At 38.9% G+C, this 23,473-nt stretch carries 19 protein-coding genes; 9 read left to right on the top strand and 10 right to left on the bottom strand.

All coding sequences use genetic code 11. The features are described 5' to 3' along the window. Window positions 1-13 precede the first annotated feature (13 nt). From cydB to EG365_RS18810, 6 genes are all read right to left on the bottom strand, one after another. Window positions 14-1,159 (bottom strand): cytochrome d ubiquinol oxidase subunit II, encoded by a 1,146-nt coding sequence (gene cydB / locus EG365_RS18835; RefSeq protein ID WP_000575152.1) that lies wholly within the window; start codon window positions 1,157-1,159, stop codon window positions 14-16. Next, the gene (locus EG365_RS18830; protein WP_000622644.1) at window positions 1,156-2,742 is read right to left on the bottom strand and encodes a cytochrome ubiquinol oxidase subunit I; all 1,587 of its coding nucleotides are present in this window, start codon (window positions 2,740-2,742) and stop codon (window positions 1,156-1,158) included. Before EG365_RS18830 ends, cydB begins: the two co-directional genes overlap by 4 nt. Beyond that, complete coding sequence (cydP, locus tag EG365_RS18825; protein WP_000053889.1) at window positions 2,742-2,936, bottom strand: cytochrome oxidase putative small subunit CydP; 195 nt, start codon at window positions 2,934-2,936, stop codon at window positions 2,742-2,744. The genes EG365_RS18830 and cydP overlap by 1 nt, the downstream gene beginning before the upstream one ends. A gap of 383 nt (window positions 2,937-3,319) precedes the next feature. Next, window positions 3,320-3,928, bottom strand: a complete 609-nt coding sequence (locus EG365_RS18820; RefSeq protein ID WP_000753036.1) for an OB-fold-containig protein — start codon at window positions 3,926-3,928, stop codon at window positions 3,320-3,322. Window positions 3,929-3,953: 25 nt separating this feature from the next. Further along, window positions 3,954-4,262, bottom strand: coding sequence for a Rieske (2Fe-2S) protein (locus EG365_RS18815; RefSeq protein WP_000134203.1), 309 nt, complete (start codon window positions 4,260-4,262; stop codon window positions 3,954-3,956). 16 nt (window positions 4,263-4,278) lie between these two features. Continuing rightward, the gene (locus tag EG365_RS18810; protein WP_000246666.1) at window positions 4,279-5,283 is read right to left on the bottom strand and encodes an adenosine kinase; all 1,005 of its coding nucleotides are present in this window, start codon (window positions 5,281-5,283) and stop codon (window positions 4,279-4,281) included. Between the two features lie 237 nt (window positions 5,284-5,520). Between EG365_RS18810 and EG365_RS18805 the strand changes: the two genes are divergently transcribed. The 3 genes from EG365_RS18805 (at window position 5,521) to EG365_RS18795 (ending at window position 11,980) form a co-directional block, all read left to right on the top strand. Next, window positions 5,521-7,617 carry a TonB-dependent receptor gene (locus EG365_RS18805; RefSeq protein ID WP_000831238.1) on the top strand — a complete coding sequence of 699 codons (2,097 nt, stop codon included), beginning with the start codon at window positions 5,521-5,523 and terminating at the stop codon, window positions 7,615-7,617. A gap of 251 nt (window positions 7,618-7,868) precedes the next feature. Continuing rightward, on the top strand, window positions 7,869-10,808 hold the full coding sequence (locus tag EG365_RS18800; protein ID WP_000215287.1) for an insulinase family protein: 2,940 nt from the start codon (window positions 7,869-7,871) through the stop codon (window positions 10,806-10,808). A gap of 20 nt (window positions 10,809-10,828) precedes the next feature. Further along, the gene (locus EG365_RS18795) at window positions 10,829-11,980 is read left to right on the top strand and encodes a phospholipase A (RefSeq protein ID WP_000885655.1); all 1,152 of its coding nucleotides are present in this window, start codon (window positions 10,829-10,831) and stop codon (window positions 11,978-11,980) included. 40 nt (window positions 11,981-12,020) lie between these two features. On the opposite strand, the gene EG365_RS18790 is transcribed toward EG365_RS18795, so the two are convergent. From EG365_RS18790 to ilvA, 3 genes are all read right to left on the bottom strand, one after another. Beyond that, window positions 12,021-13,358, bottom strand: coding sequence for a TrkH family potassium uptake protein (locus EG365_RS18790; protein ID WP_000053915.1), 1,338 nt, complete (start codon window positions 13,356-13,358; stop codon window positions 12,021-12,023). A gap of 18 nt (window positions 13,359-13,376) precedes the next feature. After that, on the bottom strand, window positions 13,377-14,027 hold the full coding sequence (locus EG365_RS18785; protein ID WP_001983728.1) for a potassium channel family protein: 651 nt from the start codon (window positions 14,025-14,027) through the stop codon (window positions 13,377-13,379). A gap of 144 nt (window positions 14,028-14,171) precedes the next feature. Further along, window positions 14,172-15,719: a threonine ammonia-lyase, biosynthetic gene (ilvA, locus tag EG365_RS18780; RefSeq protein ID WP_001983729.1), complete on the bottom strand. Its 1,548-nt coding sequence runs from the start codon at window positions 15,717-15,719 to the stop codon at window positions 14,172-14,174. Between the two features lie 101 nt (window positions 15,720-15,820). On the opposite strand from ilvA, the gene rpiA reads away from it, so the two are divergent. Beyond that, a complete protein-coding gene (gene rpiA / locus EG365_RS18775; RefSeq protein WP_000061059.1) occupies window positions 15,821-16,492 on the top strand; it encodes a ribose-5-phosphate isomerase RpiA in 672 nt (223 codons plus the stop codon). Then, on the top strand, window positions 16,492-17,172 hold the full coding sequence (locus EG365_RS18770) for a SprT family zinc-dependent metalloprotease (protein WP_000110121.1): 681 nt from the start codon (window positions 16,492-16,494) through the stop codon (window positions 17,170-17,172). Before rpiA ends, EG365_RS18770 begins: the two co-directional genes overlap by 1 nt. Here EG365_RS18770 and EG365_RS18765 read toward each other — a convergent pair. Beyond that, the gene (locus EG365_RS18765; protein ID WP_000886870.1) at window positions 17,169-18,689 is read right to left on the bottom strand and encodes a hypothetical protein; all 1,521 of its coding nucleotides are present in this window, start codon (window positions 18,687-18,689) and stop codon (window positions 17,169-17,171) included. The genes EG365_RS18770 and EG365_RS18765 overlap by 4 nt on opposite strands. Before the next feature lie 182 nt (window positions 18,690-18,871). On the opposite strand from EG365_RS18765, the gene argC reads away from it, so the two are divergent. The 4 genes from argC (at window position 18,872) to clpA (ending at window position 23,470) form a co-directional block, all read left to right on the top strand. After that, on the top strand, window positions 18,872-19,927 hold the full coding sequence (argC, locus tag EG365_RS18760; protein ID WP_000558176.1) for an N-acetyl-gamma-glutamyl-phosphate reductase: 1,056 nt from the start codon (window positions 18,872-18,874) through the stop codon (window positions 19,925-19,927). A 75-nt stretch (window positions 19,928-20,002) separates the two neighbouring features. After that, window positions 20,003-20,761 carry a DUF6776 family protein gene (locus EG365_RS18755; protein ID WP_001987890.1) on the top strand — a complete coding sequence of 253 codons (759 nt, stop codon included), beginning with the start codon at window positions 20,003-20,005 and terminating at the stop codon, window positions 20,759-20,761. A 9-nt stretch (window positions 20,762-20,770) separates the two neighbouring features. Continuing rightward, the gene (gene clpS, locus EG365_RS18750; RefSeq protein ID WP_001260033.1) at window positions 20,771-21,184 is read left to right on the top strand and encodes an ATP-dependent Clp protease adapter ClpS; all 414 of its coding nucleotides are present in this window, start codon (window positions 20,771-20,773) and stop codon (window positions 21,182-21,184) included. 9 nt (window positions 21,185-21,193) lie between these two features. Beyond that, complete coding sequence (gene clpA, locus EG365_RS18745) at window positions 21,194-23,470, top strand: ATP-dependent Clp protease ATP-binding subunit ClpA (protein WP_000952702.1); 2,277 nt, start codon at window positions 21,194-21,196, stop codon at window positions 23,468-23,470. The last annotated feature ends 3 nt before the right edge of the window (window positions 23,471-23,473 follow it).

The raw sequence follows: 23,473 nt of genomic DNA, 5'->3' as shown, positions 1-23,473 counted from the left end.
TTGCTTCTCCTTATTAGTACAGGCTATGCGAGTTTGACTCGATATGTTTATTAGTAATAACGCCCCACATTTTGTAATACGACCAACTGGTGTAGATCAAAATGATCGGAACGAATATGCATGCAGCAACAGTCATAACCCCTAAAGTACGATGACTTGATACGGCATCCCACATTGTTAAGCTAGAGTTTGGATTAACACTTGATGGCAATAAAAATGGGAAGAGTGCAAAACCGGCAGTTAAAATCGCACCTACAATCATTAAGCTTGTGCCAGCAAAACTTAAACCCGCTTTGGCTTTTGATGCTGTAAAGAAGGCAATAATTGCCCCTAAAATTGCCAGTACAGGAGCTACTTTTGTAATCGGATAGCTGCTGTAGTTATTCATCCAGCCTGGGTTGTTGTTTGTGACTACTTCTTTGGCTAAAGGGTTAAGTGCTGCGTTTGGATCAACTGCAGCAGCATAGCTATAACCTGGGACTTGACCGAAGTACAACCATGCACCAATTACAAGGAAACAAACTAAAAATATGGCTGCCATAATTTGAGTTGCTTTAGCAGAGCGTTGTTTCAAGGCACCGTCTGTGCGTAGCATAAGCCAAGCGCCGCCATGAGCACACAACATAGAAAGGCTGACAATACCGCAAATTAAAGCAAATGGGTTAAGAAGAGCAAAGAAGCTACCTGAATATTCCGAGCGTAATGTACTGTCTAAACTAAAAGGAATACCTAAGAATAAATTACCGAAGGCAACACCAAAAACAAGTGCTGGTACGGCACCACCAATACAAAGTCCCCAGTCCCAAGAGTTGCGCCATTGGGTATTTTCAAGTTTAGAACGATAATCAAAACCTACAGGACGTAAGAACAGGGCAAATAGCACAAGTAATAAGGCCCAATACATTCCGGAAAATGCGACCGAGTATACCATTGGCCAAGCTGCAAATAGTGCACCACCAGCAGTGATAAACCAGACCTGATTACCATCCCAGTGAGGTGCGATCGTATTAATAGCAGCACGGCGTTCGTTATCAGTTTTACCAACAAAAGGCATGAGTGCCATTGAGCCCATATCGAAACCATCGGTTAGGGCAAATCCAATGAGTAGGACTCCAACTAACACCCACCATATGATTTTTAGGAGTTCGTATTCAATCATGATAAAGCCTCCCCATTAACAGCTGCTTTTGGCTCTTGTTTTTCAAAATGGTATTTACCAGTGTGAAGTGAGCTTGGACCTAAGCGAGCAAACTTAATCATTAAGTACATTTCAATAATCAAAAGTATGGTATAGAACGCTGCCAGAGCGAGAATTGAGCCCCACACATCGCCCGTACTTAAACTTGAAGCTGATAAGTGCGTAGGTAAAATTTCACCAATAGACCACGGCTGACGGCCGCCCTCTGCTACATACCAACCAGTTTGTGCAGCAATCCACGGAAGTGGTAGGGCAAATAATGCATATTTAAGTAGCCAAGGTTTATTCTCAGCATTTCTTTTCGCTACTGCCCAAGTTGCTAAAATGAAAAGAAGCAGCATTAAGAAGCCAGAAGCAACCATTGCACGGAAAGAGAAAAACAGAGCTGTAACATTCGGAATAGTATCTTTTACCGCTGCTTGAATGTGCTGCTCGCTTGCATCGACTACATTCGGAGCATATTTCTTAAGAAGTAGACCATAGCCTAAGTCTTTTTGATTTTTCTCAAATGAAGCTAATAACTCTGGTGAGCGATCACCAGCACGTAATTTTTCAAGCTCAGCATAAGCAAGCATACCGTTACGAATACGAACTTCGTGCTGTTGCATTAAGTCTTTCAAACCAGTGACTTCTTTCGTAGTTGAACGAGTGGCGATGAGGCCTAATGCGTATGGAATTTTAACTGCATAATCTGTTCGCATTTCTTCATGGTTTGGTACACCAAACAAAGTAAACGGAGCAGGAGCAGGGTGAGTATCCCATTCGGCTTCAATTGCAGCGAGTTTAGTTTTTTGAACATCACCTAGTTCATAACCCGACTCGTCACCGAGTAAAATTACTGAAAGTGTAGAAGCAAGCCCAAAAATGGCAGCAATTGCAAATGAACGACGTGCGAAGGGAAGGTCACGTTTTTTAAGTAGATAGTAGCTTGAAATGGCGAGTACGAAAATCGCACCTGTTACATATCCGGCAGAAACAGTATGTACAAATTTAACCTGTGCAACCGGGTTGAAAATAAGTGCGCCGAAATCAACAAGCTCCATACGCATAGTTTCGAAGTTAAATGCTGCACCTACAGGGTTTTGCATCCAGCCATTCGCAACTAAAATCCAGAGCGCTGACATGTTAGAACCTAGGGCAACTAACCAAGTTACTCCTAGATGTTGAACTTTACTTAAGCGGTCCCATCCAAAAAAGAATAGACCGATAAATGTAGACTCAAGGAAGAATGCCATTAAGCCTTCAATTGCTAATGGTGCACCGAATATATCACCTACATAATGAGAGTAATATGCCCAGTTTGTTCCGAACTGGAACTCCATGGTTAAGCCTGTAGTTACGCCTAAGGCAAAGTTAATACCAAATAGTTTTCCCCAAAACTTAGTCATATCCTTGTAAATCTCTTTACCAGATATAACGTAAGTGGTTTCCATAATAGCCAGAATAAATGCAAGGCCTAGGGTCAAAGGTACGAAAAGAAAGTGATACATTGCGGTCATGGCAAATTGGAACCGCGAAAGATCAACCACGCTTTCAGAAATCATCAACGTGTCTCCTTAATGTGGGAAGAGTTATCGCCTGCAATATGCTCGGCGACCTGATTGTCAAAATTTTTGGGGATAGTAGGAGCGTCAAACCAAATATGTTTGATTGTTAAGAGAAGCGCGACTTTAATTATTAGAATAATTGCGATTTCTCTAATTAATCGGGAGTTAATATCTAGATTTTTAAGGCTCATAAAATAAACCTCGATACATATTAATTTCATTATTAATCAAAATATATTAAAAATAAACAATAAATATATTTTAAATAAAAACTTAATTATTTTTTTAATAAAAATCATATGTTTAATAATTTAAATAATTATTAATAAAATATCTGACTAAAATGGTTTGAATTAATTATTAAATCCAACTAAAACACTTGTATATAAAAATATTAAGTTGATTAAAATAGTTTGATTTATATTTAATTCTGATTAAAAAGGTTGGATATAATAAAGTATTTTTTATTTCTAACTAAAATGGTTGGTTTAATATTCAATTAAAATAACAGTAAAATAAAGGCAATAATTAAACCTTTTAAAAAGCAATTAAAGACGAGAAGAATTATTAATAATTAATCAGGCGCGAAAAGGTCATTCGAAACAGAAATTTTCTTGGCAACATAATGGCTTTTATGCACTTTGATAAGAATGACTTGTGAATATAGTTCTAACTCACCATACTCAGGTTCAACCTGGACATAGTGCAGTTGTCCAAACTCATCACGTACACGAGCTTGTGCTGAAAAACCAGGTCTTGCACTACCACTGGAAATAGTTGCTAGACGCCCTAAAAGGTTATAGTTGGTATGTGTAAGCTTGGGTTTAATGACTTGATCAAGGCAGTGAATCATAAATACGGTAAAGAAAATCGCGATGACCAGTGCAGGGATGATTAAGTAAAACGGCGTGATAAAGTAATGCTGTATAGCAAAGAAAGAAAGCTGTAAAAAATAACCGGCAAAACTGAAATTGATGAGTAAAAAAACAAAAATTAGAGCTTTAGAAAATTTAACATTGAGCAAAGGGGAATTGGTAAGCCAAACTGGCGCAATTTTTTTTAATAGCTGGCTTGGTCGTAAACCAACATACATACCAATAGTTTCTACCACGCTGAGCAATATCAAAGCCACAACACTTAAATGAAATGGCATAAGATAATAATTAAAAAAGAAATCAGCCATGGTAGAAACTCTAATGTTGATGATCTCAGTCTACGATATAAATACCGCCATCTGAATGCACCTTAATCTCAACTTTATTTAGAAACTCACCTAAACAAGGACCTGAAATACATTCACCAGTCTCCACGTTAAATAAAGCACCGTGGGTTGAGCATTGGATATATTCTTGGTCTTGATCTAGAAATTGGTTTTCTAGATATTCAAGTTCGGTTTGCAAATGTGGGCATAAATTCTGATAGGCGTAGAAAGAGCCATCACGCTGTGTAATGAAAATAGTAGTTCCTTGTAAAGTGTCAAAAGCTCTAGCTTCACGCTCAGGAACTTCTTCCGTCATACAGATCCTCTCCATTTCAAGCACATTCCTTCTGAAAATTTTCGAGAAGTTTAGCATAGTCATTAATGGCTAAACGAGGACCAAATTGAGACACGACTTCACTTGAAATTAAGATGGCTAACTGTGCAGCAGCAGTTAAATCTTCATGATGGTTTAATGCGTAGAGGAAGGCACCTGCAAAAGCATCACCCGCACCATTTGTATCTACAGCTTCAACATGACGGCCTGCGACGTGAAAATGGTGAGTTGGATTTGCAACTAAAGCACCTTTTGCACTTTGTGTAATCACAACGGTATGGTTTTTAAAACGTAATTGAGTAAGTGCATCTTCAACAGTAGTGGTATTGGTATACATTAAGGCTTCTTGTTCATTACAGAACAATAAATCCACACCATCATCCATAAGCTCTTCTAGGCCTTCACGGGCATATTGAACCATTGCAGGATCTGATAAAGATAGGGCAATTTTAACGCCGTGAGCTTTTGCAATTTCTCTAGCTTGTTTTACCGCTTTACGTGCTGTTTCACTTGTAGAAAGATAGCCTTCAATATAAAGCCATTTTGCTGTTTTTAATGGTTCAAAATCGATTTGGTCTTGAGAGAGCTCAGCGGTAATACCTAAATAGGTATGCATAGTACGCTCAGAATCTGGGCTAATCAGGACCATACAGGTACCGGTCACCCCTTCACTGATGGACTTTGGTGTAGTCTGGATGCCTGCATCATTTAACCCTTGCAGGTAAATTCCACCTAATTCATCATGACCAACGCGGCAACCATAAAATGCGCTACCACCTAATGCACTAAATGCTACAGTTGTATTTGCAGCAGAGCCGCCACTTGCTTGACCTTTGTAATCTTGAGTTTGTTTTAATTTTTCATAAAGGGCAGATTGTGTTTCACCATCAGACAACTGCATGGTGCCTTTTTGTAAGCCTTGCTGACTAAGAAAATCATCAGAAACTTTAAATTCTTGGTCGATTAATGCATTACCAATTGCAAAAAGATCTACAGTTGCCATATGTGTTGTCACAGAATAAAAAATCAGATCGATAAGTTTACACCATTGCTCACATTTGCTGTAGTTTGTTGAATAAAATTCAGGTTATTCAGCGGCTAGCAGAGTTTTATTGTTTGCCTAAGCAATTGAAATAATCTTTTTAATAAATATTATCAATTAATAATGATTCTTGCTAATATTTACAAATCTATACTGTTTCATTGAAACTTCGCCTGAAATTTTTCGTAGCGAACTTATATGAAGCGTTCAGTTTTATTTATTTCATCAGTTGGGGTTATGACAAGCCATGTATATGCTCTGGAAGCAGATCAACAGGCAGTAACCAACCTTCCAACAATTTCAGTTAAAGCTGATAAGGAAATCAGTTTAAAACAAGAAGTGGGGCAAGCATCAAGTGCAACTAAAGGACTTATGCAATTAAAAGATGTCCCTCAAATTGTAAACGTTGTACCTAAACAAGTTTTAAGAGAACAGACAGTCACCTCTATGCAAGGTGCCTTGCAAAACGTTGCAGGTTTAAGCTTTAGTGTAGGAGATGGACAACGTGATCAGGTCATGATTCGTGGTTTCTCTGCAATCACTGATAACTATGTAGATGGTATTCGCGATGACGCATTGTATTTTCGCGATATGTCGAATGTAGAGCGGATCGAAGTTTTAAAAGGGCCTGCTTCGGTATTATATGGACGTGGTTCAGCAGGTGGTTTAGTTAACAAGATTAATAAAAAACCAATGGATCAATCTTTGCGTGAAGTGAGCCTGATTGGTAGTACAACAGGACAACGCCGCGCAGAAGTCGATGTAAATGAAAAAGTCGCAGAGAATGTTAAGGTTCGCCTAACTGGTGCAGTTGAAGATTCAGATGGTTATCGTGATCAGGCTTTTTTAAAACGTCAAGCGGTTGCTCCATCTGTACAGTGGGATATTACTGATAAAACCAAACTTTTACTTCAGGCCGACTATTTGCATGATAACCGTTTGGCAGATCAAGGTTTCCCAACAGACCCGATTACAGGTAAACCTGTTAAAACAAATCCTAAAACTTTTTATGGCGCTTTAAATGGTAAAGAGGTTGGGGATGTTGACACTGAAATCTCAAGCCAAACTATCAGCTTAGACCATGAGTTTAATGATAATTTTAAGTATCATGGTGCAGTTCGCCACTATAACTACTCACTTGATCGTCAATATAGTGTAGATTCACATCCAGCTGCTGATAAGTCAAAAATTACTTTAACCCAGAATAAACGCTTGCGTAATGAAGATGGTGTGTATGTTCAACAAGAGTTGAGCGCTTTATTTAATACAGGTTTTTTAAAGCACAATACCTTAATTGGTGCTGAATATAGCAAGCAGCATAAAGATGAGATACTTTGGCAAGGTGCTAAAACAACCACTGATTTATATAATCCTAAATTAGAGTATTGGGCGCCTATTAATACAGGAACTACAACTGCACGTAATAACAATAGCAATACTTTTGAAAACTACGGCGTGTATCTGCAAGACCTAATGACAGTGACAGATCAGCTTAAAGTTTTAGTGGGTTTACGTTATGACAATCTATCGCAAGATCGTGATGATAAAACGAGTACGAATTTAGATTTAAACCGTACTGACAATACTTATTCTCCACGAATTGGAGTGGTCTACCAGCCAGTAAATAATATCTCACTTTACACTTCTTATAACCGCTCTTTCCAACCTTTGGCTGATTCATTTGTTTTTTATAAAAATAGTGATGACTTAAGGCCCACAAAAACTGAAAACTATGAAATTGGTGCAAAGTGGGATGTAAATGATCAGTTGAATGTAACCTTGGCTTTGTTTGAGATGAGCCAAACTAATATTCAAAACCAAGATCCAGCAAACCCAAATCAAGCATTGTTGGCAGGTGAGCAAAAAACCAAAGGTGTTGAGCTTTCATTAACAGGTCAATTGACCGATCAATTGTCAGTATTGGCAGGTTATTCGTATATGGATGGTAAGATTGAAAAATCGGCTATTGGTTTTACAGGCAATCATTCTGCGCTCACGCCAAACAATACTGCTAACTTATGGTTAAAATATCAAATTAATGATCATTGGTATGCAGCTGTGGGTGGTCGTGGTGAATCATCACGTTTTAGTGCGCCAGACAACAAAAACGTTTTACCGGGATATGCAGTTGTAAATGCGGCGTTAGGTTATCAAAGTGAACGTTATGATGTGAACTTAAACTTAAATAACTTGTTTGATCGCGATTATTTTGTGTCAGGTCATAGTGGAGCAAATGATTCGAACATGATGGGCGATCCTTTAAATGCTCAAGTTGCACTTCGCTATCGTTTTTAATTAAAAAAACTCTAAAAAGCTCATCATTTCGATGAGCTTTTTTATTTGTCGTGTAGGATATAGATAGTATTAAAAGGTTTTGTTCTGATAGGATACAACGACGCGGGCTATGTGCTTGATATTAAAGCTATGGCTATGAAAACTAATACTTAACAAAAACATAGTGTTTTGCTTGGCTTTTATTCGCCATTCTCAAGCCGACTCAGGCTATAATGAGACTTATTCACTTATCCGATATGTTAGGAGATCACATGACTGTAGATGTCACTGAAACCATTTCTCAAACTGTTCACCCTGCGTTTCAGTTGCTACGTCAGCACCATGTTGAAGCATTAGATATTTTAGTGTCTGAATATAAGCATAAAGTCACAGGTGCGGTGCATTATCACTTGGCAACTGATTATGATGAAAATGTATTTCTTGTTGCGTTCAGAACACAACCTATGGACTCTAAAGGAACTGCACATATTTTAGAGCATACTGCTTTATGTGGCTCTGAAAAGTTTCCTGTTCGTGATCCATTCTTCTTAATGATACGCCGTTCATTAAATACTTTTATGAACGCGTTTACAGCAGCAGATTGGACTGCATATCCATTTGCAACTCAAAATAAGAAAGATTTCCAAAACTTATTATCTGTTTATCTTGATGCTGCTTTCTCGGCAAATTTGAATCCTCTGGATTTTGCTCAGGAAGGTATCCGTATTGAACTTGAAAATGGTCAGCCTGTATATAAAGGCGTAGTCTTCAATGAAATGAAAGGTGCAATGAGTGCGCCTTCTGATCAGCTTTATCACCAGTTGGCTCATCATCTATTCCCTGAAACCACTTATCACTACAACTCAGGCGGCGATCCAAAAGACATTCCTGACTTAACGTATGAACAGTTAGTTGAATTTTATAAAACCCATTATCATCCGAGTAATGCGGTATTTATGACTTTTGGTAACCAAACCGCCTATGAATTACAAGAGCAATTTGAAAAACTGGCTCTACATAAGTTCACTGCTGGTACAACTTTATATTCGAAACCAGAAAAACGCTTAACGGCACCTGTTGAAGTTACTGAAACTTATGCTGTTGATGGCGATGAGTTAAAAGACAAAACTTACCATGTATTGTCGTGGTTATTACCTCAGGCGAGTGACATTAAACTTCGTCTGGGTATGCGATTAGTAGAAGGCGTTTTACTCGAAAACTCAGCTTCACCACTTCGTCATTATTTAGAAACTTGTGGCTATGCTCAGTCGACTGGTCCTTTAATGGGGGTAGACGATAGTAACTTTGAAATGACGTTCTATTGTGGTGTTCAAGGTTCAAATCCAGAGCATGCAGAGAGCTTTAGAGAGGGCGTTTTAAACGTTTTACGTGAAGTAGCTGCAAAACCAATTGACTCATCGTTAGTTGATGCAATTTTGCATCAAATCGAGTTACACCAACGTGAAATTAATGGTGATGGTACACCATATGGCTTAAGCCTAATTTTAAATGGGTTAAGTGGTGCGATTCACCATAACGATCCGATTCAAATTTGGGATGTTGATAGTGCCATTGCTCAGGTCAAAGAAGAACTCCAAGACCCAATGTGGTTATCTAACCTGATTCAAACCCATTTATTGGATAATCCGCACCGCGTGCAAATGACTTTAGTACCGGATGCAACCAAGTCAGCGAAAGAGCAAGAAGCTGAAAAAGCACGTTTAGCTGCAATTGGTGAAAAGCTAACTGAAGAAGATAAAGCAGAGATCATCGCTAAAACCAAGGCATTGCAAGAACGTCAAGATACACCAGATAATCTTGAACTGTTGCCAAAAGTAGGTCTAGAAGACGTACCAGCTGACTTGCATATTGTACAAGGTCAATTGCGTGAAATTATTTGTAATCGAATGGATACGCCGTTGAATTTGTATCATGCAGGAACCAATGGTATTTACTATCAACAAGTCCTCATTCAGATTCCTGATGATGTGGTTAAATCACCATACTTCAATTTGCTCTCTATTTTAATGGGTGAAGTTGGTGCAGGTGAGTATGACTACCTTGAACTCCAGAACTTACAAACAGCTGTAAGTGGTGGTTTGGGAATGGGTGCTTCGTTACGCAGTAAGGTTGATGATAAAGACAAAATTAGTGCTTGGTTAACTTTAACAACTAAATCTTTAACTCAGAAGTTCGATGCGATTCATTTATTAAAATTAGCATTTGAACAACTTCGTTTTGATGAAAAAGAGCGAATCATTGAGTTATTGCAGCAACGTAAGACACGCTGGCAGTCTCGTTTATCTGGTGCTGGTCATAGTTATGCAATGCAGATTGCTTCTCGTAATATGAGTGCGTTAGCTCAACGCGACTATCAAAACACTGGCTTAGGTGCGTTGAACTGGTTAGGCGAGCTTGTTACTAAAATTACCCAAGATGATGCTGCTTATGATGCGCTTATTGCTGAATTGAAGCATATTCATACAAAATTATTGCAAGCACCTAAACAGTTCCTGCTCGTATGTGAAGAGCATCAGTCAGAGCGTTTAGTTGAAGAAATTCAAAATGTTTGGGATAAATTAAACGTTGATACAGCAGCAACTGAGTTAACCCAAGTTGAGCAAGAAAATGATAATGAACATGAAGCTTGGTTAATTCAAACCAATGTTCAGTTCTGTGCCTCTGCATATCAAGCTGTGGAAGTATCTCATCCAGATGCGGCACCTCTAATGGTATTGGCAGCTTACTTGCGTAATGGTTTCTTGCACAGTGCTATCCGTGAAAAAGGTGGTGCTTATGGTGGGGGGGCTAGTTATGACGGAAATGCATGTTCATTCCGTTTCTTTAGTTACCGTGACCCACGCTTAGCTGAGACTTTTAAAGATTTTGAAGCGAGCGTGCAATGGTTGTTAAACACAGAGCAACAACCTCATCAGCTTGAAGAAGCAATTCTTGGTCTGGTGGCAAGTATGGACAAACCTGGTTCACCAGCAGGTGAAGCAATAACAGCGTGTTATGCATTGTTGCATGCAAGAACTCCGACTTTCCGTCGTACATTACGTGAAAGATTATTGCATGTAACTTTAGAAGATTTACAACGTGTTGCGCGTCAATATTTAATTGAACAAACACCTGTAAAAGCTGTCGTTGCACCTTTTGCAAAACGTGATGAATTGCAACAACTGGGCTTTACGATCAAACAAGTTAATTAAAATAAAAATTGGAGATGAACATGGCGTTCAGACAATTTGAACGCACATCTTTACAGCTAAGTATGGGAACCCTGCTTAGCTGTTTATGTGCGTCGGTGGCATATGCCGACACCTTAGCCCCTGTAAAACCTGCGAGTGTAGATGCATGTGTTGCCCTTGCTTCGAATGCTGATCGCCTAGCTTGTTATGATGCTGTGTTTAAACCATCGGCCTTACCAGTAGTTCAAGCCGCAGTAGTACCAGAGCCTGTTAAAAAAATTGATAAACCTGTTGTTCAACCTGAAACATTTAAAGAAAAGGTTGTAGATAAGGTAAGTAATATCAAAGTAATTGGTAAGGCACCTACACTTGAACCTACTACGTCTTTACTAGATCAACGTTGGGAGTTGTCTGAAAAAAGTAAACTGGGTGTTTGGAATATTCGTGCTTATCAACCTGTTTACTTGCTACCAGTTTTCTGGACGAGCGATAAAAATGAGTTTCCAAGCAGTCCAAACCCAAATAATACGGTGACAGAGGCCCAAAACCTTAAATCAACTGAAAGTAAATTTCAGATTTCTTTGAAAACGAAAGCTTGGGAAAATATTTTTGGTAACAATGGTGACTTGTGGGTAGGTTATACCCAATCTTCACGTTGGCAGACCTTTAATGCTGAAGAGTCTCGTCCATTCCGTGAAACGAACTATGAGCCAGAAGCAAGTTTAATGTTTAGAACAAACTATGAGTTGCTTGGCTTAGATGGTCGTTTGCTTGGGGTAACTTTAAATCACCAGTCAAATGGACGTTCAGATCCTTTATCTCGTAGTTGGAACCGTGTCATCTTTAATGTGGGTTTAGAACGCGGTAACTTTGCTTTAATGCTTCGTCCATGGATACGCCTTGAAGAAGACAGCAAAGATGATAACAATCCAGATATGGAAGATTACATCGGTCGTGGTGATTTAACTGCTTTTTATAAGTGGAAGCAAAATGACTTCTCATTAATGCTACGTCACTCTTTAAAAGGTGGTGATGATTCTCATGGTGCTGTTCAGTTTGACTGGGCTTTCCCGATTAGTGGCAAGCTGCGCGGACACTTCCAATTATTTAATGGTTATGGTGAAAGCTTAATTGACTATAACCATCGTGCAACTTATGCCGGCTTGGGTGTTTCACTCATGAACTGGTACTAAGTTTGACCTATAAAATGCCGCTTTTACAGCGGCTTTTTTATTAACCAATTTGAATGTTGGCTTGAGGATGTTTGAGACGGCTTTTTTTAGGAGTAGCAATTAAATAGGCGAGTGTTAAGGGGCCTAAACGGCCTGCAAACATAAGTAGGCTTAAAATAAATAAACTACCATTGTGTAAATCTGGCGTGATACCGCGAGAAAGGCCTACCGTACAGGCTGCTGAAACGACTTCAAATAATAAGTTCATAAAGTCTGCTTTAGGTTCTAAAAGTAAAAGAATAAAGAACCCGATAAATATGAGAATACTGGTAATTGCGGTGACAGCTAAGGCTTTATAAGTAGTTTCGTGAGAAACGGAGTGATTGAAAACCCTGATTTCATCGGTACGTCTTAAAAAGGAAAGTACACTTAAAACTAATATGATAAAGGTGCCGACTTTTATACCTCCAGCAGTACTGAGTGAACCTCCACCGATGAACATGAGTAGCATCATAAGTAAAGAACTACTGTTGGTCATTGCTCCAGTATCAATAGTATTGAACCCTGAAGAACGTGGAACAGTCGCTTGAAACCATGCATTTAAAGCTTGATCACCTACATTGAGCAGACCTAAGGTATGAGGATTTTGTGCTTCCAAAACCCAAATTAATACAAACGCAACCAAATTAATAATCGCAATAGTTGTTAGGATGAGTTTGCTATTTGGGCTGAGTTTTTTCCATTTTTTATTTTGTTTGATATCCATGAGGACTAAAAAACCCAGTCCACCTAATGTATAGAGCAAACTAATCGTAATACATATAAGGTAGTTGCTTTGGAAGTTAACTAAACTGTTGCTAAATAGTGAAAAACCCGCATTGTTAAATGATGAGATACTATAGAAAACTGCATAATATAGTCCTCGAGCAAAGCCATAAATCGGTGTAAATGCGGTAGTTAAGATCACTGTTCCAATCAGTTCAAAAAGAAGTGTGTAAGTAACAACACCTTTTGCTACAAAAGTAACCTTTGAAAGACTAGTCTGCCCAAGGCTATCTTGAGCCATCATTTGCTGTTTAAGGCCAACTTTAGGAGATAAACTTAATGCTGCCAAAATGGCAAAAGTCATAAAGCCTAAACCACCTGACTGAATCAATAATAAAATAATGACCTGTCCGAAAAGTGTAAAAGATTCATGAATATTTAAAACGGATAGACCTGTAATAGTGACTGCCGAGGTCGCCGTAAATAGAGCATCCATCCAACTAACATGTCCGTTATTGGCAATAGGAAGTTTAAGCAATAATGTGCCAAAGACAATAAAGCCCAGAAAGCCCAGTGCTAACAGAGAAGGTGGGCTTAAATTTAGTGTTTTATGCGGTTTAGGCTTAAGAGACATATTTTCTGGTTCGTTTTCTTATATGAAACAATTTGAGAGTTTTTTTAGCTGCTGTAAATGACCTTCTAAAATAAGAATATCATGCGTTTGTAAAGTAAAAGTCTCTTCGGTTTCAAATAAAATCTGCTGTTGTCTTTTTACAAGAAGCGTTTTTACTTGAGGGGCTTGCTGCATAATTCCGTACAAATTAATGCCGTTTAACTTCTCTGGAATATCAATTTTTACAATATAGTGCTCATCATCTAAAGACATATAACGGCTCACCATTGGGTAGTTTAGTGCTTGAGCAACACGTACCCCCATGTCTTCTTCAGGATGAATGATTTTATTGATATTTAGATGAGATAAGATTGTATGATGTGCTTTGGTTTTTGCTTTTACCCAAATTTTATCAATGCCCAGATTTTTTAAATTCAACACACATAAAATACTGGCTTCAATATCTTCACCAATTGCTACAACCACTGCATCACAATTTTGAATGTTTAATTCATCCAATACATGTTCATCTGTAGCATCAGCAATGACAGCATGAGTTAAAACATCGGCAAGGTTCTCAACATTCTTTTTGACTGTATCAATACCAATAACATCATGGTTTAATCTCGTAAGTTCCTGAGCAACAGTTGCCCCAAAACTTCCCAAGCCGATGACCGCGAACTGTGCCATAGTTGTCCTTTTATACTTAGTTAGGGCTTTATTTTTAATGATATTTTCTTTGAGATAAAGAGAAGCAATGTAAATATAAAAAATAATAAGCTTAAATGATAAAAAAGCCGACATATTTGCCGGCTTTTTTATCAAAATGAAAGGTTACTTCAAGAAACGTTTATAGCCCACATTGTCAGTAATTTCTGCATATGGATAGCTAATTTGCTCCAGAGTTTCAATTAAACCATCTGGGTTTTGTTTAGCATCTGTTGCTTGTAAGCCAACTAGTACACGACCTTCAGCAGCGCCGTGGTTACGATAATGGAACAGCGTAATATTGTGGGTTGGACCTAAACGAGTTAAGAAGGTGAGTAAGGCACCTGGACGTTCCGGAAACTCAACACGGAACAATCTTTCGTCATCCAGATTGGCATGACCACCAATCAAGTAACGAATATGCAATTTGGCAACTTCATCATCAGATAAATCATCTACAACATAATTTTGCTGTTTAAGTTGTTCTAAAATTTCATGACGTTCAGTGTCACCACCTTTTAAGCTAATACCCACAAAAACTTGTGCTTCTTCTGTGTTATTTGCACGGTAGTTAAACTCGGTAATGTTACGGCCCTGTAGAGCACGGCAGAAGCCTAAGAATGCGCCTTTTTCTTCAGAAAGAGTAACTGCATAAATGGCTTCACGTTGTTCACCCAATTCGGTGCGCTCTGCAATGTAACGTAAGCGGTCAAAGTTCATGTTGGCGCCGCAAACAATCGATACCATGTTTTTGCCGCTAATTTTATGCTCGGCAACATATTTTTTGATACCAGCTAGGGCCATCGCACCTGACGGTTCAACGATGCTGCGGTTTTCATCAAAAGTATCTTTAATTGCAGCACAGATCTCATCTGTATTTACAGTAACAATATCTGGTTCAACAATTGGTCCAGAATTATCTGATTTGCGTAGACGAACGATATCAAAAGGTAAGGCACCAATTTGAGCAACTGCTGTACCATCAGCAAATAAGCCTACGTGGGGTAGGACTACACGTTCATTGGCTTCTAGCGCTGCTTTTAAACAAGCTGACTCTTCATATTCAACACCGATGACTTTGACATGCGGTGCAACATCACCTAAGTAAGCTGCTACACCAGCAATTAAGCCACCACCACCAACAGCAACAAAAACATATTCTACATCACGCCATTGGCGTAAAATTTCATTCGCAATTGTGCCTTGGCCCGCAATAACCAACTCGTCGTCATAAGGTGGAATAAAAACTAATCCTTCAGCTTCGGCACGTTGCTGAGCGTATTTGTTTGCAATATCAAAACTATCGCCATGTAATACAACTTGGCCACCCAAACGCTTCACTGCCTGAACTTTAATGTCAGGGGTAGTACTTGGCATAACAATAATTGCAGGAATACCTAAACGTTGACCAGACAACGCTACACCTTGCGCATGGTTGCCGGCAGATGCGCAAATCACGCCACGTTCAAGTTGTTCTTTCGGTAATTGGCTAATACGGTTATAGGCACCGCGTAATTTAAAAGAAAAAACTGGTTGTAAATCTTCACGCTTAAAACGAATTGTGTTGTTTAATTTTTGACTAATTCGTGGAGCTGCTTCGAGAGGTGTTTCAATTGCAACATCATAAACCGTTGCTTGTAAAATTTGTCGTACCACACGAGACAGCATGTTCATCTTCCCTATAACAGTTTAAAATAGGAAATTATTGTAGCAAACCCTTGTCCATTTGCGCCGTTTATTGGCGCATAAATGTCAAAAAATAGTTGAGTGATGTAATGAGCCTATATGCAACCCAAGATGAAAAGAAACAAGCTGCTGCGAAAGCTGCTTTAAAACACTTACCCAAAGGTGGCATTTTGGGGGTAGGAACTGGAAGTACTGTAAATTTCCTGATTGATTTATTGCCTGAACTACAATTAGAAGCAGCAGTAGCAAGTTCTCAAGCAACAGCAGATCGTCTTAAAAAATTAGGCATAGAAGTGGTTGATATGAACCATGTGGGTAGCCTTGATGCTTATGTTGATGGTGCAGATGAGATTGATCGTCACATGCATATGATTAAAGGCGGCGGCGCAGCATTAACTCGTGAAAAAATTGTAGCCTCAATTGCTAAAAAGTTTGTATGTATCGTTGATGATTCAAAATGGGTTGATCAACTTGGTCGTGATTTCCCATTACCTGTAGAAGTGATTCCAATGGCGCGTTCTGCTGTAGCTCGTAAATTGGTAAGCTTAGGGGGTGATCCGGTTTATCGTGAAGGTGTGGTAACAGATAACGGAAACGTTATTTTAGATGTATTTAATTTGAACATCTTAAATGCAATTGATTTGGAAAAGACAATTAATAATATTCCGGGCGTTGTGACTAACGGTATTTTTGCGTTAAATCCAGCAACGATTGCAATTGTTGCAACAAATGATGGTATTGAAGAGCGTACTGCACAGTAATGTCTGTGGAAATGCCAGAAATTAAAATTGTTCGTCACGTAAGGGCAAGAAAATTGCGCTTACGTGTTGAGCCTGCGTCTATACGACTTACTGTGCCGTTATTTTGTAGTAAGAAACAAATTCAGCAGTTTTTAGCTCAGTCTGAACAATGGTTAATCGAGACGTGGAATAAACAGCACCACGTTCAATCTACCTCATTTGAAATTCCTTCAGAAATTTCTTTTTTTAATAGAGAACAGCCTTTTCAAATTGTTGTGCAGAAGCAACATCGCATTTTTCAATTTGATTGGGAAGATAGTTATTTATTTATTAAAGATCAACAACCCTATCAAGCTTTACAAAACGCTGTTATTGCTTATGCAAAACAAGAGTTGCCAGCACTTTTGTCAGAACTTAGCCAAAAAACTCGACTGAGTTATGCAGAGTGTACAATTCGGCGTCCTAAAACTCGTTGGGGAAGTTGCAGTAGTCAACATAATATTATGCTGCATGCAGGTCTGGTTCTTATGCCTGCTCAAATTACCCGTTATGTTTGCATTCATGAACTAGCACACACCAAACACTTCGACCATAGTCCTGCATTTTGGGCCGAAGTTGCAAAGTTCGACCCTAACTATATGCAGCATCGCAGACAATTAAAAGGTAATCCATTGCCTGCATGGTGGTATGTTACAACTTAGCTAAAGCTACACTCTAATTGTGTTGTTTGTAAGACATCTGGTGCTTTGCGGCTATCAAGGCCTGCTTGAGCACTAACAATCTTGTTCGCTTTAATATGTAGCTGTATAAAATTATATTGCTGTGTTGAATTGTTAGGTTCGGATGAACTTGAGTTAAGTAAATAACTATAACTTGCAGCGTCGGTTTGCAGTAAGTTATCTGTACTATCTGCGCTTAAGGCAGAGCGATAGCTTTGAGAGCCTTTAATTAATTCAATTTGACCATTAGCACGGAAGTTAAGTTGGCAGCCTGTTGTACTGTCTTCATAGTGACCAACTAAATAGTCTGTAGCTGGTAGTTTTGGGTCAGAAATATTGATACTAGTTAAACCTTGTTTACACGGATAAGCCGAACCATTGCAGGTCGTTGTAATACCACTAAAGCCAACAGCACGTCGGTAATCTCCCGCACCATCTATACGGAAAAATTCAGATGTATTACCAGCAGGTATAATCCCCGAATATTGTTTCTTGTCCAGTAGATCATAACCTATTGGGTCTAAATGGGATTGATCTTGCAAATCTGCTAGTTTAAAGGTGGCTGCTCTTAGATTAGTGGCAAAATAATCACGTGTTACCTTTTGATTAGCTGCGATATCTAAAAGTGTGTTTTTTGCTGGATCAATATTATCAGGGGCTGAGGTGAAGATAGGGGTAAAAGATGATTTGTCCCCAATAAGTTTTTTGCCGTCTAAATATCCATCTTTTAAATCTGTAGCGAGACTTTGGGTGAGATCTTGATAAGGTGAATTCGTATTATGGATGCTTGACCAATATTGAAGATAACCAAAGCTTAGATAACTATCCACATAAGTACTTGGCTTTGTGGTTGAGTATTTCAATAAATTTAAAATTGTAAGCGTACTTGCCGGACTTAAACTTGGAATATTGGTATCTTTAAACGCATTAAGAAGAGATCTGTAGACATCTTGAGAGGCTAAGTCAACATGTAATTGTTCAATACGGGTTGGGATAATTGTCTCATTAGGCAACTGACCTGAACGAATCACAGCACGTTGATAAATTGCTTCTGAACTTGGGCTGATCAATTGTGTTTTATTGCTTATCGAGCTTGGGGTAATAAAAGCGTGATAAACACCAGAAATATTTTGATATTCAGATTTGGTTGGATCAAATACTTGAGATGAGCCTTGGGTCGTGACTTCAACACGATAAAGACGATTTAGTTTTGTGCTTGGAAGTTTAATATCGTAACTCGTTAAACTGGCAACTTGGGTATCAATCAAAATACTATTGTCGGTATTATCATATACCTTGAGTTGAACATTGCGCATTTCGACAGGGGTTTTAAGCGTAATATCCGTCATGACTTCAGGAGTGGGTTCAGACGGTTTAGGCGTGTTAGATGAACCTCCGCTACTGCTACCACCACCACACCCAACAAGGGCTACACTTAAAATTAAAGTGGTGAGGCCGAGATAAGTGCACACTTTTATTTCTTTTGATTGATCAAGCATCCTAGCTCTCCAAAAATAAATTTGGTATTTATTTACTGATATTTGTTTGGTACTGACAGGCCGGCAAGTGCTATGTAATTATCGTTTAAAATAAAAAAATTAAAATTACCAAGCATGAAATGGTTTTGTAAGCCTAGACATCCTGTCATACTACCGCAAGTATAGATTCAAAATTTGAGGTAATGCACGTGATTTCTGTCGGAATTGTTGGTGGAACTGGTTATACAGGCGTTGAACTATTACGTATTTTATTACGACATCCAAAAGCGCAGGTTCGAGTTCTGACTTCACGTACAGAAGCGGGCAAACCAGTTGCTGATATGTTCCCAAACTTACGTGGGCATACAGATCTTCAATTTTCAGATTTAAACATTGATGCATTAAAAGAATGTGATGTTGTATTTTTTGCAACTCCTCATGGTGTTGCGATGCAACATGCGAAAGATTTGATTGCGGCAGGCACCAAAGTTATTGATTTAGCTGCTGACTTTCGTTTACAGAATCTTGAGCAATTTGAAAAGTGGTATGGTATGGAGCATGCTTGCCCAGATGTACTAAAAGATTCTGTTTATGGTTTAACCGAGTTAAATCGTGAAAAAATTAAGCAAGCTCAAGTCATTGGTAATCCGGGTTGTTACCCAACGACTGTTCAACTGGGCTTGGCTCCACTTTTAAAATCAGCACAAGCATTGATTGAAACAAAGAATATTATTATTGATGCAAAATCTGGTGTTTCTGGTGCTGGTCGTAAAGCAAGTTTGGGCATGATTTACAGTGAAAATGCGGATAACTTTAAAGCTTATGGTGTTGCAGGCCATCGCCACCATCCAGAGATTGTAGAGGCTTTGGAAAATATTGCAGGTAAGAAAGATGTTTTTGAGGGTCTTTTATTTGTTCCGCACCTAGTACCGATGATTCGCGGTATGTTAAGTACAATTTATGTAGACTTAACAGAAGCGGGTAAACAAACAGACTTACAAGCTTTGTATGAAAACTTCTATGCAAATGAAAAATTTGTAGATGTCATGCCTGCTAATAGCTCACCTGAAACTCGCAGCGTGCGCGGAGCAAATGAATTACGTATTGCTTTGTATAAACCACAACCAAATAAACTCATTATTTTGGCGGCTCAAGATAACCTTGTAAAAGGTGCATCTGGCCAAGCTGTACAAAATATGAACCTTATGTTTGGCTTTAATGAAGATGAAGGCTTACAAGGGATTGGTTTATTACCATAAAAAACTCTTTTTTGCTTCACACACATTTAAATTTCGATTTAAATGTGTGTCTTGACTCTGATCTTAAACACTGAGATGACGATGCAAAACTCGGAACAGACGACTTCTGTAGAAAGTTCGTTGCAAAAGAAAAAATTTTTAAACACCAATAAACCATTATTTATTGGTGCCGCTATTTTAATGAGTGGTTGTTTTGCGCTCGGCTATACAATTGGGCACCGTCAAGGTTTAACTGTTGTTGGTTACGATGCAGATGCAGAGCAATTGGTTGAGGTAGTGCAAAAGCAAAAAACAGCATTAGATGCAGTTAACAAAAGTTTGAATGCTGCTGTACAAGAGCGTGATGTTGCTGTTACAAATGCCAATGATTTGTTTGAAGCACTTAATCAAGCCAATGCTGATAAAACGCAGCAAGAAGGTATGAGTAACATCTATCGTGAAATTTTAAGACAACGTGGTGGTTTAAGCTTAACAATTCAGAATTTGGCGATAAAACCGTTACCGGAAAATGCTTATGAATATCAGCTTGATCTGGTACAAGTTAGCCCGAGTAAACGCCGTGCTTCAGGTTTAGTTGAAATAAGACTGATTAAAGATACAGAAGTTTTAGTGGTACCACTTGAAGATAAGAACTTTAACTTCACTGATTTTGAGCGTTTGACTGGCCGATGGACGATGCCTAAGGGGTTCACACCTCAATTTATTGAAGTGCGTCTAACAGGCGGTTCTGATACACCGGTTATTAAGCGTTTTAGTTGGCAGCGTGGTAAACCTGTCGAAACACCTTCTGCTTTTGTTGCAGAAATTCCTCAAGCTGAAGCAAATTCACAATAGTAACATCATATGCGAACAAATAAGCGTCAAACAAATTTAAAAGATATTAAGGCTTCTTTTCAGCAGTCTGGCTATGTCGATTGGCACTTCAATCCACGCTTAAGTGATTCGCAAAACGAAGATCATGACGGAGAGGTTGTTGTGCAAACAGCACCTCCCGAACTCAAGCGTCCTCCCTTATATGCAGTAGTATTATTGAATGACGATTACACGCCAATGGATTTTGTAATTGAAATTTTACAACAATACTTTGCAATGAATCTTGACCAAGCAACTCAAGTAATGCTAACAGTACACTATGAAGGTAAAGGTACTGCCGGGGTATATCCAAGAGACATCGCGGAAACCAAGGCAAACCTTGTTAATAATTACGCTCGATCGCAAGGTCATCCATTACTTTGCCAGATTGAGCCTAAAGCATAAGGGGGTCACATGCTCAGTCGTCAATTAGAAGTATCATTACGTTTGGCTGTTAGCATGGCTCGTCAAAAGAGACATGAGTTTCTTACAGTTGAACATTTACTATTAGCCTTACTCGATAACGATTCGGCTGTGAATGCATTAAAAGCATGCGGAGCTGATATTGTTTCTTTACGTAAAGAATTAGAAGAATATGTAGAACAACATACTCCTAAGCTTGGCGAAAATAGCGAGCAAGCTCCACATCCAACAGAAAGTTTCGACCGCATTTTACAACGTGCAATTTTCCACGTTCAATCAAGTGGTGGTGACCGTACTGTTGAAGGTGCGGATGTTTTAGTCGCAATGTATTCAGAGCGTGATTCTTTTGCTGTTTATCTGCTTAAACGTCATCAAATTAATCGATTGACTTTAACTCAATACTTGTCTCATGGGACACGTAAAGACGAAGTTCAGGTTGAAGAAGAAGTTGAAGACATTGAGGGTGAAAGCAATTCAGGCAATGCTGGACCATTAGAACTTTATACGCTCAATTTAAATGTTGAAGCGCAAAAAGGTAAAACTGATCCACTCATTGGTCGTGAGAAAGAAATTGAGCGTACAGCACAAATTCTTTGCCGTCGTCGTAAAAACAATCCATTGTTAGTAGGCGACCCGGGTGTAGGTAAAACTTCAATTGCAGAAGGCCTTGCTTGGCTCATTGTAAATGGTAAAGCACCAAAACCGCTAAGCCATGCAGAAATTTACAGCCTTGATATTGGTGCATTAGTTGCGGGTACAAAATATCGTGGTGACTTTGAAAAACGTTTAAAACAATTGTTAAATGCTTTGAAGAAAAATCCGAATGCGATTTTATTCATTGATGAAATTCATATGATCATTGGTGCAGGCTCAAGTATGGGCAGTACGATGGATGCTTCGAATCTCATCAAACCAGCTTTAGCAAATGGTACTTTACGCTGCATTGGGTCAACCACGTTCCAAGAATATCGTCAGGTATTTGAAAAGGATCATGCGTTATCTCGTCGTTTCCAAAAAATTGACGTAAATGAACCGAGCATTTCTGAAACTATTGATATTTTACGTGGCTTGAAAACGAAGTTTGAAGATTTCCACCATGTACAGTATGACGACAAAGCTTTAGTTTCTGCGGTTGAGCTTTCTGCGAAATTTATTAATGATCGTTTCTTGCCGGATAAAGCAATTGATGTCATTGATGAAGCAGGTGCACAGCGCCGTCTAAAAGCAGAAAGTGAAGACAGTTTAATTACTGTAGAGAACATCGAAGATATCGTTTCTAAGATTGCGCGTATTCCGCCTAAAACTGTATCTAAAGATGATAAATCTGTACTTGAAAATCTTGAGCGTGACCTAAAACGTGTTGTATTTGGTCAAGATGAGGCAATTACTGCATTAGCTTCTGCAATCAAGTTGTCACGTGCTGGTTTGAAATCACCAGACAAGCCTGTTGGTAGCTTTGTGTTTGCTGGTCCTACCGGTGTAGGTAAAACTGAGGTTACGAAGCAATTAGCAAAACTTTTAGGTGTAGAGCTTGTTCGTTTCGATATGTCTGAGTATATGGAGCGTCATGCTGTTTCTCGCTTAATTGGTGCTCCTCCAGGCTATGTAGGTTATGACCAAGGTGGCTTACTCACAGATGCGATTCATAAAAATCCACACTGTGTGTTATTACTGGATGAAATTGAGAAAGCACATCCTGATGTGTTTAACCTGTTATTACAAATCATGGATCATGGTGCATTAACAGACAATAATGGTCGTAAGTCAGACTTTAGAAATGTCATTATTGTGTTGACGACGAACATTGGTGCAGAAAGTATTTCTCGTGCAAGCATTGGATTTACAGAGCAAGACCATAGTTCGGACAACCAAGAAGCCATGAAACGTGCATTCTCACCTGAATTCCGTAACCGTCTAGATGGTGTTATTCAATTCAAAGCTTTACCAACCACAGTGATTGAATCTGTAGTTGATAAGTTCTTGACAGAATTGCAAGCGCAGCTAGATGAAAAACGCGTAGTTTTAGATGTCGATCAAAGTGCACGCGACTGGTTGGCGACAAATGGTTATGATCGCTTAATGGGCGCTCGACCAATGCAACGACTCATTCAAGAACACTTGAAGAAACCATTAGCTGAAATGATACTGTTTGGTGAACTTGCAGATCATGGCGGTAATGTGGCGGTATCAGTGAAGAAAGAAGATGGTAAAGCAGTGGGTCTAAAACTTGAAGTGTTTGAAGATCACCATACGGCAGAACCAGCTTAATTT

Origin of the sequence: Acinetobacter sp. FDAARGOS_494, from assembly GCF_003812225.1 — a bacterium.
Taxonomy (GTDB): Bacteria; Pseudomonadota; Gammaproteobacteria; order Pseudomonadales; family Moraxellaceae; genus Acinetobacter; species Acinetobacter baumannii.
This window is presented reverse-complemented; position numbering and strand designations above follow the sequence as displayed.